The 15,807-nt window shown below is 27.4% G+C and carries 14 protein-coding genes and 1 riboswitch; of the genes, 4 read left to right on the top strand and 10 right to left on the bottom strand.

Translation table 11 applies throughout. The features are described from left to right. Positions 1 to 505: 505 nt before the first annotated feature. The 4 genes from ACYUCG_RS10500 to ACYUCG_RS10485 form a co-directional block, all read right to left on the bottom strand. Entirely contained in the window at positions 506 to 1,228 is a 723-nt protein-coding gene (locus ACYUCG_RS10500) for an MgtC/SapB family protein (RefSeq protein WP_003457785.1), read from the bottom strand. Between the two features lie 300 nt (positions 1,229 to 1,528). Further along, a complete protein-coding gene (glsA, locus tag ACYUCG_RS10495) occupies positions 1,529 to 2,452 on the bottom strand; it encodes a glutaminase A (protein WP_003450257.1) in 924 nt (307 codons plus the stop codon). 303 nt (positions 2,453 to 2,755) lie between these two features. Continuing rightward, positions 2,756 to 4,069: a voltage-gated chloride channel family protein gene (locus ACYUCG_RS10490; RefSeq protein WP_460268581.1), complete on the bottom strand. Its 1,314-nt coding sequence runs from the start codon at positions 4,067 to 4,069 to the stop codon at positions 2,756 to 2,758. 85 nt (positions 4,070 to 4,154) lie between these two features. Next, positions 4,155 to 4,214: riboswitch (Fluoride riboswitch) on the bottom strand. 232 nt (positions 4,215 to 4,446) lie between these two features. Beyond that, entirely contained in the window at positions 4,447 to 5,106 is a 660-nt protein-coding gene (locus ACYUCG_RS10485) for a cysteine hydrolase family protein (RefSeq protein WP_460268580.1), read from the bottom strand. A 257-nt stretch (positions 5,107 to 5,363) separates the two neighbouring features. Here ACYUCG_RS10485 and ACYUCG_RS10480 point away from each other — a divergent pair, with 257 nt between their 5' ends. Beyond that, complete coding sequence (locus ACYUCG_RS10480; protein ID WP_139932852.1) at positions 5,364 to 6,464, top strand: AI-2E family transporter; 1,101 nt, start codon at positions 5,364 to 5,366, stop codon at positions 6,462 to 6,464. Positions 6,465 to 6,513: 49 nt separating this feature from the next. On the opposite strand, the gene ACYUCG_RS10475 is transcribed toward ACYUCG_RS10480, so the two are convergent. Further along, positions 6,514 to 6,966 carry a hypothetical protein gene (locus ACYUCG_RS10475; RefSeq protein WP_460268579.1) on the bottom strand — a complete coding sequence of 151 codons (453 nt, stop codon included), beginning with the start codon at positions 6,964 to 6,966 and terminating at the stop codon, positions 6,514 to 6,516. 486 nt (positions 6,967 to 7,452) lie between these two features. Between ACYUCG_RS10475 and ACYUCG_RS10470 the strand changes: the two genes are divergently transcribed. The 3 genes from ACYUCG_RS10470 to ACYUCG_RS10460 are packed head-to-tail and all read left to right on the top strand — an operon-like array spanning position 7,453 to position 11,015. Then, positions 7,453 to 8,199 (top strand): DeoR/GlpR family DNA-binding transcription regulator, encoded by a 747-nt coding sequence (locus tag ACYUCG_RS10470; RefSeq protein ID WP_139932850.1) that lies wholly within the window; start codon positions 7,453 to 7,455, stop codon positions 8,197 to 8,199. After that, entirely contained in the window at positions 8,199 to 9,119 is a 921-nt protein-coding gene (pfkB, locus tag ACYUCG_RS10465; protein ID WP_240297695.1) for a 1-phosphofructokinase, read from the top strand. Before ACYUCG_RS10470 ends, pfkB begins: the two co-directional genes overlap by 1 nt. Before the next feature lie 3 nt (positions 9,120 to 9,122). Continuing rightward, positions 9,123 to 11,015 (top strand): PTS fructose transporter subunit IIABC, encoded by a 1,893-nt coding sequence (locus ACYUCG_RS10460; protein WP_460268577.1) that lies wholly within the window; start codon positions 9,123 to 9,125, stop codon positions 11,013 to 11,015. A gap of 323 nt (positions 11,016 to 11,338) precedes the next feature. Here the strand turns inward: ACYUCG_RS10460 and ACYUCG_RS10455 are convergent, their stop codons facing one another. The 5 genes from ACYUCG_RS10455 to ACYUCG_RS10435 all read right to left on the bottom strand — a co-directional run bounded on the left by ACYUCG_RS10455 (position 11,339) and on the right by ACYUCG_RS10435 (position 15,793). After that, positions 11,339 to 12,337, bottom strand: coding sequence for an inorganic phosphate transporter (locus ACYUCG_RS10455; protein WP_060794823.1), 999 nt, complete (start codon positions 12,335 to 12,337; stop codon positions 11,339 to 11,341). Next, on the bottom strand, positions 12,330 to 12,962 hold the full coding sequence (locus tag ACYUCG_RS10450) for a DUF47 domain-containing protein (protein WP_060794822.1): 633 nt from the start codon (positions 12,960 to 12,962) through the stop codon (positions 12,330 to 12,332). Before ACYUCG_RS10450 ends, ACYUCG_RS10455 begins: the two co-directional genes overlap by 8 nt. Positions 12,963 to 13,247: 285 nt before the next feature. After that, the gene (locus ACYUCG_RS10445) at positions 13,248 to 13,835 is read right to left on the bottom strand and encodes a CDP-alcohol phosphatidyltransferase family protein (protein WP_283704017.1); all 588 of its coding nucleotides are present in this window, start codon (positions 13,833 to 13,835) and stop codon (positions 13,248 to 13,250) included. 160 nt (positions 13,836 to 13,995) lie between these two features. Continuing rightward, positions 13,996 to 15,108 carry a (Fe-S)-binding protein gene (locus ACYUCG_RS10440; protein ID WP_460268576.1) on the bottom strand — a complete coding sequence of 371 codons (1,113 nt, stop codon included), beginning with the start codon at positions 15,106 to 15,108 and terminating at the stop codon, positions 13,996 to 13,998. Continuing rightward, positions 15,098 to 15,793, bottom strand: coding sequence for a TVP38/TMEM64 family protein (locus ACYUCG_RS10435; protein WP_421751584.1), 696 nt, complete (start codon positions 15,791 to 15,793; stop codon positions 15,098 to 15,100). Before ACYUCG_RS10435 ends, ACYUCG_RS10440 begins: the two co-directional genes overlap by 11 nt. Positions 15,794 to 15,807 lie beyond the last annotated feature (14 nt).

Genomic DNA, 15,807 nt, shown 5'->3' with positions numbered 1-15,807 from the left:
CGCCGCCAGCGTTCATCCTGAGCCAGGATCAAACTCTCAATTTAAAAGTTTAATCTATACTCATATTACTTATAAAAGAATTGCTGGTTTATGTTAATATCTTCTGTTTAATTTTCAAAGACCATTTCTTTGTCGCCCTCAAGCGACTTCCTTAGTTTATCACCACTTCGAAATCTTGTCAACAACTTTTTTCAAAATATTTTTTAATTTTTTAATTAAATTTAATTTTGAAAGTGAATTGTTTGTGTGTCTCTCAGCGACGAGATTTATCTTACCATATATAACCCCATAAATTAAGCTTTTTATAGTCATTTATACAAATTAAATATGTTTTTCTTGTTTTTTCTAAATAATTCTTTCAAATAACCACATTGATACACTTGGATAAGTTTGCTTTCATTTATTGTCTTATTATGTAGAAAAAAACTACATTTTCATAAATATCAAATTATAAAGCAAAGTATTAAATTTATTTTTTCTTTATTTTAATTACAATAAATCATTATTATATGTCATTATATTCACTTATTTTTATAATTCCATCATTTATACTTAATTTATTTATTATTTCACCAACTTCTATATAGTTAGGTAATTCAACTCTATATATAGCATTTTTATATTGCACAGCTTCATTGTTATTTCTTCCCAAAAACTCTATGCTTTTTATCTTTACACCTTTTTGAGTGAAAATCTTATCTATAAACTCTAAAACTTGTGAATCTTTCTCATATATTATTTCAAAACATTTTTCTCCAGCCTTGGTTATAAATTTAGATTGAAACTTCTTTAAGCTTACTAAGGTTAAGAATATAAATAAAAATCCTAAAATGCCTAAGTTATAATACCCCATACCAATAGCTAAACCAAGACAAGCCACAACCCATAGTGATGCAGCAGTTGTTAACCCTTTTACTGATCCTTTGTTTTGTAATATTGTTCCTGCGCCCAAAAAGCCAATTCCCGAAATGACCTGAGCTCCCAATCTAGCATAATCAATTTTTATTACACTTCTTATATAATAATTATCTTTTACAAATTCGAAGACATCCTGGCCTAATCTTATTTCTATTAAAGAAACTATAGCTGCGCCTACACAAACTAATATTTGTGTTCTAAATCCAGCAGCTCTATTATGATACTCTCTTTCATAACCTATAACACCTCCAACTATTGTTGCTAATAACAACCTTATAATTATATCTTTAAAACTTAAAGTTAATCCCATAATAAACTCCTCAAATACTTTAAATGAACTTATTATAAGATATGCTAAGTAAATGTTAAAATATTTAGTCTTAATTCATATTAGAATATTTTTATTTTAGAATTAATTTAAACAACATATTTATATAAAGTATGCTATTAAATATAAAATAAATATTAATCTAGTTATTAATATCTACACTATTAAATATTCTTTAACCTATAAAATAGTTGTTAAAATATAAAAAATATAGGCTTAAATATATTTAGATTTTTAATCACTCTAAACATACTTAAACCTAATTTACTTATTTAAAAACTTCTATCTAAATATATCTAATTTTAATTTATCTGCTATTTCCTTTAGAAGTTTCATACTAGCAACACTATTTCCTGGTACATCTAAAGCTGGACTAAATAATCCTATACCACATTTATTAGGAACTGAAGATAATATTCCTCCTCCTACACCACTTTTAGATGGTAGTCCAATATGAACTGAAAAAGCTCCTGATTCATCATATAATCCGTAAGTAGTCATTAATGATTTAACAACAGTAGCTGTTTCTACAGAAAATAATCTTTCACCATTCCAAGGCATAACCCCTTCATTAGCTAATACAGCACCTAATCTTGCTAAATCCTTAGCTGTAACTAAAACTGAACATTGTTTAAAATATGAATCTAAAATATCAGTAACATCACCTTCCATGATTCCATTACCCTTCATATAATAAGCAAGAGATCTATTTATATCCCCTGTTTCTCTTTCTGATAAATATATTTCAGTATCTAAAGTAATTTCATCATCATTCATAATCTTTCTATAAAAATCTAAAATTCTTTTAAAACGTTCTTCATCATTTTTCCCTTTAAGTAAGGATACTACTTTAATAGCTCCTGCATTTATAAATGGGTTTGATGGTTTATTTTTATGATTTATTTGCATATTCATAATTGAATTAAAAGCAAATCCAGAAGGTTCTGTTCCAACTTCTGAAAATACTTTTTCTATTCCATTATCTAATATAGCTAATATTAATGTAGGAACCTTTGATATGCTCTCAATTGCAAATCTAACATCATATTCTCCAGCTGAAAACTCTTTATTTTCTTTTAAATCATAAATACAAACACCTAATTGATCTGGATTTACCTTTGCAAGGGCTGGAATATATGTAGCTACATGTCCTTCTTTTGTATATTTTCTATTAGCTTCTACTAAAGCATCTAAATTTATATCCATATAAATCACCTCTAAATTTATCTTCTAAAAATATTATAAACAGTTAATAATTTCAAAATCAAAACTCAAAAATTTTACTTCATATAATTTTTCTATAGGTTATTTACGAATTTAATTTTAAAATTAAGTTTATTTTAAAACAAAATAGCTTTTAACTTATACCTAATCCTAAAAGTGTATTTTTTATGAATTTATTTACTTTTTATTAACTTATAGTATTCTTTAGAGAATTTTTAAAGAATACTATAAGCTATTTATAAAAATACTCTTATAAAAAAATTAGAAAGTGACTTATTTGATTGACTATAATTTTATTTCTTCCCTTTTACTCAATGATGCAAGGGTTGAATCATGAGAAAAATTTATTAAATTGCTCTTACTTACTCCTATTTTTTGAGAAGTATATATTCCAGTATGCCCTGAGAAGATATAACTTATTGCACATGCCATAAATAAATATGCTGCCCCCTCTACTCCAAACATCTCTATTCCTAAAACAAAAGAAGCAATAGGAGTATTAGTTGCTCCTGCAAATACACCTACTAACCCTAAAGAAGCTAAAAATGAAGGTGATAAATTTAATATTCCTGATAATGTATTTCCTAAGGTTGATCCAATAACAAATAAAGGAGTTACTTCTCCCCCTTGATATCCAGCACCCAAAGTTATTGATGTAAAAATAAGTTTCCCTAAAAAGTCAAAAGGTGATACATGTCCATTGAAAGCTTCTGATAATAAAGGAAGACTTAAACCTAAATATTTTCTACTTCCTACTAAATAAACTAATAATATTACAATGCAGCCTCCTACAAAGCTTTTTAATGAGGTATTTTTAAACTTATTAGAAAATATTTTTTTTAATTTATGTGTAAGTTTACTAAATAATCTACTAGCTAGTCCAAAACAAATTGCTGAAATTATTACTTTTAAAATAATAAGAGCTGAGATATCTGGTACTCCTAAAACCTTATAATGAGAATGATGCACTCCTAAGTTTTTAACAACTTCATTTCCTACAATGCTAGCAAAGAAACTTGGTATTAAAGCTTCATAACTCATTTTACCTAATACAGAGACTTCTAATCCAAATATAGTTCCAGCAAGTGGTGTACCAAATATAGCTGAGAATCCTCCACTTACCCCTGACATAAGCATTATCTTTGAATCTTCCTTATTTAATTTTAATAACTTTCCTATAGTCTCTGCTATACTTGCACCAATCTGTACTCCAGTTCCTTCCCTACCTGCTGATCCTCCAAAAAAGTGAGTTACAACTGTTCCAAAGAAAACTAAAGGAACCATACGAAGTGGTACATCTCCACAATAATCATTTATATTTTCAATAATTAAATTATTACCTTTTACTGAGTTCCTTCCAAACTTATAGTATAGAAAGCTTACTAAAGCCCCTCCAATAGGAAGTAAAAATAAAATCCAGCCATGATTAACTCTATAATCAGTTGCCCATTCTAAAGATTTTAAAAATATAGCTATTACTCCTCCTATAAAAACCCCTATTAAACTTCCTATTAATAACCACTTTAAAAATGTTTTTCCTAGAAGAAAAGTATTATTGCTACTAATATACTTTAAATATTTCTTAGATTTTTGCTTCATTTATATTCTCCCTTCATTGATATTAATAATTTTTGATCAAAAAAATAACTCCTACAAAATATAAGCTATATAAACATATAACTTGTATTTTGTAGGAGTCATTAGCATAAAGCATTTAATGGCGAACTCCATCGCCTATAAAAATTACTTTAAAATAGTAACATAATTATAAATAATTGTCCATATTCAATTTTAAATCAAACTAAGTTAATAACTTGTCATTAACTAATTTACTTAGAAAATATACATTAATAGTAAAAAACTCTTATAAGGATTAAAATTTTTTCAAATTCTAACTAAGATATAAAATTTCAACTTATAAAAAACTTATAATCACTTAAAACTACTTATATTAATTTACTGAAGAAATTATATTTCTAATCTAAAATAATATCTTCAATAACATTCACACCATTATCAATCATAGAGTTTAAAAATACATAATTCATAAAATTAGCTTTATGCATAGGCATATCAAATGTATCTACAAATTTTTTTGGTACATATATCTCTCCATCTTTATTAACTCTATTAAACTCTGCTCTTAAGCTTATAGCTAATTGATAAATACATATATCTGTACAATCTCCTACTATTATTACATTGTCTATCCCTTCTTTATTTAATATGAAGTTCTCCTCTAAAAATCCATTTGTTGAATTTTTCTTTATAACTTCTATTCCCTCTAAGTTCAACTCATCAACAAGTTCCCATTCATCAGTATCTTTCATACAATGCTTAGGATATGCTTTTAATTCTATTGAGTCTTCTGCATGATAATCAGTAAAGGCTTTAACTCTTATTCCATTATTTAAAGCATACTTTGCTAAATTACTTATTGGATTTATTAACTTCTCTATCCTATCACTATATAAAGCTCCTGCTTTAGCAAATCCTTTATTTATATCAACTATTAAAAGCATTGTTCTATTCTTATCTAAACTTTTTAAATCTAAACTTTCTAAGGATTGAAGTCTTTCATAAATTCCACTTATCATTTCATTACTTTCATTTAATAATAGTTCTTTAGTATCCATGATTTAAATCCCCCTATATTTTTTTATATTTATTTTATTATGTAACCAATTCATATCTTTATCAATAATTATAGATATTTTTAACATTTAATTAAAGAATTGATTCTTAAGAAATTTTTAAAAATTACATAAAATAATTTCCTTTATTATATTTATATAACATGAACTCTTATTTGATAAATTGATTTTAAACCCATATAATCAAAGAGTAATTTATATTACCAAATGTTAAATCTTATAGAGAAGGAGGGTACATATTGAATAATTTTTTTAGAAACAATAAATCATATATAAAAATGGTATTAGTAATAATAGTATCTTATCTATCAATAAAGTTAATAGATAATATTCCTAGTGTTATGTCTGCTATTCATACAATTTTAGCAGTACTATTACCTTTTTTATTAGCATTTATTATTGCCTATATATTAAATCCAATTGTAAATTTATTTAGCAAAAAATTTAAATTATCAAGAGGAATTAGTATAGTAATAACTTACTTAATATTTGTAACATCAATTTCACTAGCAGCAACTTATTTATTGCCTAAATTATATACAAGTTTAATTGAGTTAATAGATAATATACCTGCATTTACTAATTATGTACAAAACCTATTTACAGAAATAATGGCAAGCTTTAAAGTTCCTGAAGGAATAAACTCCTATTTACCTCATGGAGATACTAATAAACTAATAACATTTATTGGGTCTATGGTTACAGTATTATCAAACTGGTTATTAGATGCTGCCATAAGCTTAACTAGTTCTATAATAAACTGGATATTTGGATTCTTAATTTCCATATATGTTTTAGTAGATAAAGATAAATTCTTAGCTCATAGTAGTAAGGTTACAAGAATTGTTTTTGGTAAAAATCTTGGAAACGAAATATTAGAATTTGTAAAGATACTTAATGAAAAAATAGGAACTTATGTTGGAATAAAAGCAATAGATTCCCTAATAATAGGTGTACTAGCCTTTATTGGATTAACAGTAATGAAGTCTGAATATGCACTTTTATTATCAGTGGTAGTTGGTATAACTAATATGATTCCTTACTTTGGACCATTTATAGGTATGGTTGTAGGATTCTTTATAAATGTATTTATAAGTCCAATGAAAGCAGTTATTGTTTTAATATATCTTTTCATATTACAACAATTTGATGCTTGGTACTTAGATCCAAAACTTATAGGAAACAGAGTTGGACTAAGTCCATTTCTAGTAATACTTGGAGTTACTCTTGGCGGGGCTGTCTATGGTCCTATAGGTATGATACTTGGAAGTCCAGTTATGTCAGTTATTAGAATCTATACTTTAAAATTAATTAAAAAATTTGAATATAGAGCAGAATAAGAAAAAGAAGTTGTATTAAAGCAACTTCTTTTTCTTACTTAAATATATTTTAAACCAAATTTAATTTCATTATATACTCATTTACAACTATATTTTTATTTTTTGATTTTATAATTTTTAATATTGAATGAGATTTTTTTACTGCTACAGTAACTGGTATATCACATTCATTCTCCTTTTCAAAATACATAAGTATTTGTCCAGTTAAAACCTTTCCCCCAATATCAATCATAGGCTCAACAGCTTTTATATTATTGTTTATATGAGTGCTTACTATTATATTAACTCCATCTTTTATCACTATCTCTATAAAGCCATAATCCTTTGAAATATTAATAACTTCTCCATCAACTGGAGAAAAGAAAAATTCATTATGTGAATTTAAACTAATTATATCTTCTAAATCCTCCAAATTAAAACCCTTATTCAAAACAATATAATCTAAAACATTTCCATCACTTGGCGCCATAATATAAATTTCATTATCTGATTTATTTAACATATATAAACACCTCTTGTTTTTAAAATCTTAGGACTTTATTAATTTATATGTTTTAAACTTTTAAATTATAATTAAATGTTATTTAGCTACTAATCATCTCTAAATTAGCAATTATTTTTCTTATAATTTATTTTTCCCTTAAAACACAACTTTTTTATTATTCCTAAACTAACTATTACTTTTCTTTCCATATATAATTTAATTTTTGAGTTTATAAATATATTAACTAAATAAGGTCTACAGTATTTAACCAAAACTTTATATTTATTTTTACTTATACTTATCTTAATTAAAGAATATCTTAATAAATTATCTTTTTCCTTTATAATAAGTTATAGAATATATAATTCATAAAAAGGCAAATTCAATCAAAAAATATTTTATAATTAAAATTTTTAATATAATACCTTGTAATTTTGAACGTTTTTTATTGATTTTGATTGTTTTTGGTTGTATAATTTAGTTACAAGGTTTTAGGAGGTTATTATGTTAAGTGAAAAAAGACATGAGATAATATTAAACTTATTAAAACTAAAAGGTTTTGTTAGCCTAACTGAATTGCTCGAAGCTACTGAAAGTTCTGAATCAACTATAAGAAGAGATCTAAGTTACTTAGAATCTATAAATCTATTAAAAAGAGTTCACGGTGGTGCTAAATCATTGGCTAATGTTTCAAAAGAATTAAGTTATAATGAAAAATCATCCAAAAGCATTCACGAAAAAAGAGCTATAGCAAAATATGCAGCTTCTTTAATAGAAGATGGCGATTGTATTTTTATAGATGCAGGCACTACAACATATGAATTAATCGATTACTTAGAGGGAAAAGATATACTTGTTGTAAGTAATGGCTTATCTCATATAGATACATTAATCAAAAAAAATATTAAGTGCTATGTAATAGGTGGAAATATTAAAATTTCTACAAAAGCAATAACTGGATGTGATGCATTAATGTGTCTTTCAAAATTTAGATTCGATAAATGCTTTATCGGTGCTAATGGAGTTCATCATACCTATGGGCTGACTACTCCAGATACTGAAGAAGCAATGTTAAAGGAATGTGCAATAAACAATTCTAGAAAAGCTTATTTACTGGCTGACGATTCTAAATTTGGAGAAATTTCAACAGTAAAGTTCTCTGATATTAACAAATGTGTAATAATAACAAACGAAAAACCTGAAGATAATACATATGATAAGAAAACTGATATAAAGGTGGTTGATATTTAATGATTTATACTCTTACTCTTAATCCATCTATTGACTATGTAATAGATGTAGAAAACTTAGAGCTAGGAAAAGTAAACAGAACAAGTAAAGACTTTAAATTTCCTGGTGGAAAAGGAATTAATGTTTCAAGAATTTTAGGAAATCAAAAAATAGATAATATAGCCCTTGGATTCCTTGGTGGATTTACTGGTAAGTTCATTGAAGATAATCTAAACTCTTTAGGAGTAAAAACAGAATTTATAAAAGTAAAAGGTGATTCAAGAATTAATGTAAAAATTAAATCTAATGAAGAAACAGAAATAAACGGTGCTGGTCCAATGATATCAGCTGAAAACTTAGAATCACTGTTTAATAGATTAGATCAATTAGTAGAAGGAGATATATTAGTTCTTGCAGGTAGTATTCCATCTACTCTTCCTAGGGATTTATACCTTCAAATACAAAAAAGAGTTTCTCAAAAGAATGTAAAAGTTGTAGTTGATACTTCAGGAAAAGCTCTTTTAGAAGCTATAAAAAATAAACCTTTTTTAATAAAACCAAATAATCATGAAATTGAAGAGATATTTGATGTAAAAATAAATTCTGAGAAAGAACTTATTAAATACGGAAAAGATTTAGTTTCCCTTGGAGCAGAAAACGTAATAATCTCTATGGCTGGAGATGGAGCTCTATTAATAACTGAAGATGGTGTATTCAAAGGAAACGCACCTAAAGGAGAAGTTAAAAATTCTGTAGGAGCTGGCGACTCTTTAGTAGGAGGTTTCTTAGCAAAATATGTTGAAACTAAAGATTTAATTGCTTCCTTCAAAAATGGAATAGCCTCAGGAAGTGCTAGTGCATTTTCTCTAGATTTAGCTCTTGCTGAAGATGTCAATAAATTATTACCAATTATAAAAATTGAAAAATATGAGGAGGTTTAAAATATGAAAATTTCTCAATTATTAAGTCTTGACACAATAAAACTTGACCTTGCTGCATCTAATAAAAATGAAGTTATAGATCAATTAGTTGATGTTTTATGGGATGCTGGGAAGTTAACTGATAAAAATCTTTATAAAGAAGAGATTTTAAAAAGAGAAAGTTTATCTTCTACTGGTATTGGCGAAAGAATAGCAATTCCTCATGCTAAAACAAAGGCAGTAAAAAATGCATCTTTAGCTCTTGGTATATACAAATACGGTGTAGATTATGATTCACTTGATGGTGAACCTGTTAATATAGTATTTATGATTGCTGCTCCAGCTGGAGCAAATGATGAACATTTAGAAACTCTATCTAGACTTTCAGTACTTTTAATGAATCCTGAGTTCAAAAGTGGACTTTTAAATGCTAAAACACCAAAGGAAGTTATTTCTCTTCTTGATAAATTTGAAGAAAATGAAGAATCTGATGAAACTCAAGATTCTAACGAAACAGAAAATAATTCAAATAAAAAATATATCTTAGCTGTTACAGCATGTCCAACTGGTATCGCTCATACTTATATGGCTGCTGATTCACTTAACAAAACTGCTAAAGAAATGGATATACATATAAAAGTTGAAACTAATGGTTCAACAGGAGTAAAAAATAGATTAACTCAAGAAGACATAGATAAGGCTGATGGTATAATAGTTGCAGCCGATAAACAAGTTGAAATGGCTAGATTTAATGGTAAAAAAGTTGTAATAGTTCCTGTAGTTCAAGCTATGAAAAGACCAAAAGAATTAATAAACGAAGCATTAAGTGGCTCTGCTCCAGTTTATTCTCATTCTGGAGATTCTTCTAATCAATCTTCTGGCAAGACTGAAAGAAGAGGATTTTATAAACACTTAATGAATGGTGTTTCAAATATGTTACCATTTGTTGTTGGTGGTGGTATATTAATAGCCATATCCTTTATGTTTGGTATTCATTCAGCTGAAATAAATGATCCTACTTTTAATCCAATAGCTAAATTATTAAAAGACATTGGTGGAGGAAATGCTTTCTTCCTTATGATTCCTGTTCTTGCTGGATTCATTGGATCAAGTATAGCTGATAGACCTGGATTTGCTCCTGCTATGGTTGGTGGTTTAATCGCTTATAATAGTAATTCTGGATTCTTAGGTGGATTAATCGCTGGTTTCCTTGGTGGATACGTAGTTGTATTATTAAAGAAAATATTTAGTAAATTACCACAATCATTAGAAGGTATTAAACCTGTTTTACTTTATCCTCTATTTGGTATCCTAATAACTGGTGCCTTAATGTACTTAGTAATTGTTGGACCTGTAACTGCTTTAAATAATAGCATAACAATGTGGTTACAAAACATGGGAACTGGAAATTTAGTTATTCTTGGAATAGTATTAGGTGGAATGATGGCTATAGATATGGGAGGCCCTATAAATAAGGCTGCATTTACTTTTGGTATAGCTATGATATCTTCTGGAAATTACTATCCACATGCTGCTATAATGGCTGGTGGTATGGTACCTCCTTTAGCTACAGCGTTAGCAACTACTTTCTTCAAAAATAAATTTACTAAAGATGAAAGAGATGCTGGTGCTACTAACTATATAATGGGATTAACTTTTATAACTGAAGGGGCTATTCCATTCGCTGCAGCTGACCCATTCAGAGTTATTCCTGCTTGTGTTATAGGTTCAGCTCTAGCAGGAGGATTATCAATGATATTTAAAATAGGTTTACCTGCTCCTCACGGTGGAATATTAGTAGTTCCAGTAGTTGAAGGAAATCCTCTTTTATATATTCTATCAATATTAGTAGGCTCCGTTGTAGCTGCCCTAATAATAGGATTCTTAAAGAAACCTGTAAATGAAATAAATAAATAAATAAGTTAATATATAAAATAAGTCTTAATAAAACTTACAAACAGTATGAAGAGAATATCTAGATGAGCTTTAGAATTTAAATTATTAGCGAAATCTAGTAATTCTCGGAATATGTTTGTAAGTTTTATTCTTAACTTTTTATAACTAACCTTTGTATTTTAAGTAATTAAAATTTAACTACTAAGCAATAAGTTAAAACCACCTGAAAATAGATGGTTTTATTTTTTTAATAAATAAAAAAGATTAGATAGAAATTCTTTTTATGATTCTATCTAATCTTTAATTAAAATTTTCTATTATATTTATATACTTACTTTTTCAAACTATAATACAAATTTAAATATTTCAACTACTATAGCAGCTATACATGCGCTTATTGGGATTGTTAATATCCAAGCCCAAACTATATTCTTAGCAACTCCCCACTTAACCGCTTTAGGGTTTTTAGAAGCTCCAACTCCCATTATGGTAGTTGTTATTATGTGAGTTGTACTTACAGGTGCATGGAACATAGTAGCTATTCCTATAACTCCTGCTGCCCCAGTTTGTGCTGCAAATCCATTAACAGCGTTTAATTTAGCAACGCCACTTCCCATTGTTTTAATTATTTTTTGTCCGCCTATTGAAGTTCCTGTTGCCATTGCAATTGCACATAAAGCTATAACCCAAGTTGGTACTTCAAAAGTAGATAAAAATCCTCCACTTAAAAGTGCCATAGTAATTATACCCATTGATTTTTGAGCATCATTACCACCATGGTTTAAAGCCATTAATGCTCCTGAAACCACTTGTAATTTTGAGAAAATTCTATTTACAGGTCCTGGTTTGCATCTTCTTAGTGCCCAGTTTAATAAAATCATAAATATGTATCCAACTATTAGACCTATAATTGGTGATAATATAAGCCAAAGAATTACTTCATCAAAAAGAGTTCCCCAACTTACTATGTTAATTGAATGAGAATAAGCTATTCCTCCACCTATTAAAGACCCTATTAAGGCATGAGAAGAACTACTTGGAATTCCAAAATACCAAGTAATAAGATTCCATATAATAGCCCCTAATATAACTGCTGCAATAACCCATAGAGGTATTTTACTTTGATCTACTATACCATCTCCCACAGTTTTAGCAACTTCAGTTCCTAAAAATGCTCCAACAAAGTTAAATACAGCACATAAAGCTATAGCAGCCTTAGGTGAAAGAGCTCTTGTGGAAATTGATGTAGCAACGGCTGTTGCAGTATCATGAAATCCATTTATAAAATCGAAAGCTAATGTTAAGAGAATAATAACAACTGTTACAGCTAAAGTACTAGACATACTTCATCACTACTCCCTCAACTATATTGGCTACAGCCTCACAACTATCTAAAGTTGCCTCTAAGAATTTGTATATTTCTCTCCATTTTATTATATCAAGAACTGGAGTTTTTCCATCTTCATCAAATAATTCTGATATCATTTGTCTATAGAAAATATCTCCTTTGTTTTCTATTTTATTTATTGAAATTACTCTTTCTGTAATTTCTTTATTTTTCTTTTTCATATGTTTAAATTCTTCCATTAAAGATACTAGCTCTCTTGATGCATCAACTATTAAACTTCCTAAAACTTTAGCACCTTCTTTAGATTCATTTATGTTGAACATAGTGAATCTATGCATAGTACTTTCTATTGAATCTAAAATATCGTCCATTCTTTTTGTTATAGAAAATATATCCTCTCTATCAATAGGAGTTATAAAAGAATTATTCAGCTCTTCTATAAGTCTATGAACTATTTCATCTCCTTTATGTTCTAACTCTTCAACTCTAGCCACGTGGCTTGTTTTATTTTCAAGATCGTCTAAGGCTTCACTTAATATTACTGCTGCTTTTTCTACATTTTTTGCTTCATCGATAAACATATCATAAAATTTATCGTCTTTAGGATTTAAGTTAAACATTCGTATTTCATCTCCTGGTTCTCATTATGAATTTTTATTGAACAAATCTAGTATATCATAATATTTTTTTAAATTTAACATTCAATTAATTAATTAACTTACACTTAACACAGAATGTATCTTTATCCATTTATTATATAAATACACCTCATTTTATTTAATATAATTAAATAAAACCATTTAAAAATCTATTATATTATTAATTATATGTAAATCCACTTAACATTGTATTATATATGACTCAGCACTTTATTAATATTTTATTAAAAACACTTCAATTATATTTTATTTTAAAAGTCTTTTAGCTTCTAAAGCTCTTTGTATTATGGTTATAAATATTATTAAGGAAAATATATTTGTTACTAAATCTAATTTTATAGATGATAATAAAATCATAAGTGAAAAACAAATAAATCCTTCTGATCTTTCTGCAAGTCCTGCTTGGTATCTAAAAGACTTCATACCATTATTTTGAGCTAAGGCTCCTACTGTTAAAAATATAGTCATAGATATTAAAATCATCATTGTTAATATTAAAAGCTCTAATCTACTATTCTGAAATTTTAAAGCTAAGACAAATATTATACTTAGTTCAACAATTCTATCAAAGGTTATATCTAAAAGTGTTCCAAAAGGGCTAGTTAAATTCTTTTTTCTTGCCATAGCACCATCAACAGAATCTAAGTATCCTGATATCCAAAGAAAAACTACTGATAAAATCAATTTATCAAAATAAAGAAATACCGAACTTAAAACTCCTACTATTAGAGCTATTGTACTAACACCATTTGGTGTTAATCTTAACTTTAATAATGTATTAGCACCTAAATCTATTATTGGATTTACATACTTTCTTCCATAAGTATCTAACATTATTTTTCTCTCCCTCTATTTTAAACTTTCATTTGCTTTTATTTTTATTAGATAAGTATGCAAACTACTCTCCCCTTATAGAAGTGGAAGCTTCTTGGTAATATACCTAACGGTACAAGTTTCCCCAAGCTTATATGGTAGTTCCTACCCCAATTTTAAATTAACTCTCTTTTCCTACTTTGTTTGCTAATTTAATTCTGTTTATCCATTGATTAATTGTGCTTATATTCTTTTGGCTTTTAGCTTTGCCATTAATAACATCTTCATTAAAAATAAAGTCTAATATGTGTAGTGCATTCTTATCTGAAGATTTAAAGGTATTTACACAGGATTCACAGTAAGAAACTATATTTTCACATTCTGTAGAATTAGCTCTTTTATTCTTTTGACTTAACCATAATTCCTTATTTGTAACTCCTACCATTCCTCCACAACCACAGCATTCAGTTTTACTTCTATTCTTCTCAAATTCTACTATTTTAATTCCTAAATCTTTAAGTATGCTTCTAACAGCTTCATGAATTTGTTCTTCTTTTTTTATAGGACATGGATCATGCAGGGCAAATTCTTCTTTAAAATCTGAATATTTGTTTTTTAGTTCCTTTGGTACTCCAAATTCATTTATAACTTCCCAAAGTGTTATTACTTTAATATCTTTAAAAGCTTCTCCAAAAGTCTTATAACAATTTTCACAGGCTACTATTATTTCATCAACTTCCTTAATTTTTAGATTATTCTCTATATCATTTAAATTGCTTTCAAATAATTCTAAGTTTCCAATATCCTTTGAAGGTTTTCCACAACATTTTAGAAGTATCTCTACTTCTCCTAAATTTTCTATTAAGTAGTCCTTTATTTTAAAAATAATTTCATTGTTATATCCACTTAAGCTACACCCTGGAATAAACACTCTTTTTATTTTTTTATGATTATTTTTTGATGTTAAAAACTTAGAAAAGCTACCTTTTTGATGATTTTGAACAACCTTTAAATTAAACTTCTTGCTAGTATTTTTAAAATTTTCTCTATAAGATTTTATTCTTAAATTTTGAAACATTTCTTTTAAGTTTATATCTTTTGGACATGCTTCAGTACATGCATTGCAAAGCATACAAGAATATGAAATTTCATCATAACTTATTTTATTCTCATCTATATCTCTTAATATATTTTTAGGACTTTCTCCAAAAGTATTCATCATTGGACAAACCTTGTAGCAAAGTCCACAATTAACACAATCCTCTAAATTTTTCTTTAGTTCCTTATTTGTCATTTTTACCTCTTTTCTCATTCCAGACTTTTTTCCCTACATATATTGCTATACTTAAAGCAAATAAAATTAGAAGTCCACTCATAAGTAATTGTGCTCCCCCAGTAAGCATACCTCCAACATAAGAATATACTATTGTGGCAGGTAATTGTCCAATACCTGTAGCAATGAAAAATGACCAAAAGTTCATTGATGTAAGCCCCGCAGCATAACTAACTAAATCAAAAGATATAAAAGGTAGCAATCTTGCTATAAGTATAGTATGTTTACCATACTTTTCAAAGAAACCATCTATATCCTTTAATGCAAATTTACTAGTTAACTTTTCAACTGCATCTCTTCCTAATCCTCTTGCTATATAAAAACATAATGCTGCCCCAGCCATGGCACTACTCCATGATAATATAGCACCCTTAACCCATCCAAATATAGCTGCATTGCTTAAGGTTATTAAAAAAGCTGGTATTGGTGCTATTACAGATTGAAGTACCATTAATAAAAATGATGTTATAGGTGCCCATATTCCAAAAGATAATATATATTCCTTTATCATATCTAAATTCATACTACTTAAGTAAAATATCATCTGATTTATTTTACTATTAGCAGTTGGAACAAAAAAATACACCAAAAAAGCTGCTATTAAAATAATTAAGGTAGCAACCCAAGGTTTAACTATTTTCTTCAAATTATTACCTCCAT

The sequence above is a fragment of the Clostridium sp. CTA-17 genome, from assembly GCF_054767895.1.
This window is presented reverse-complemented; position numbering and strand designations above follow the sequence as displayed.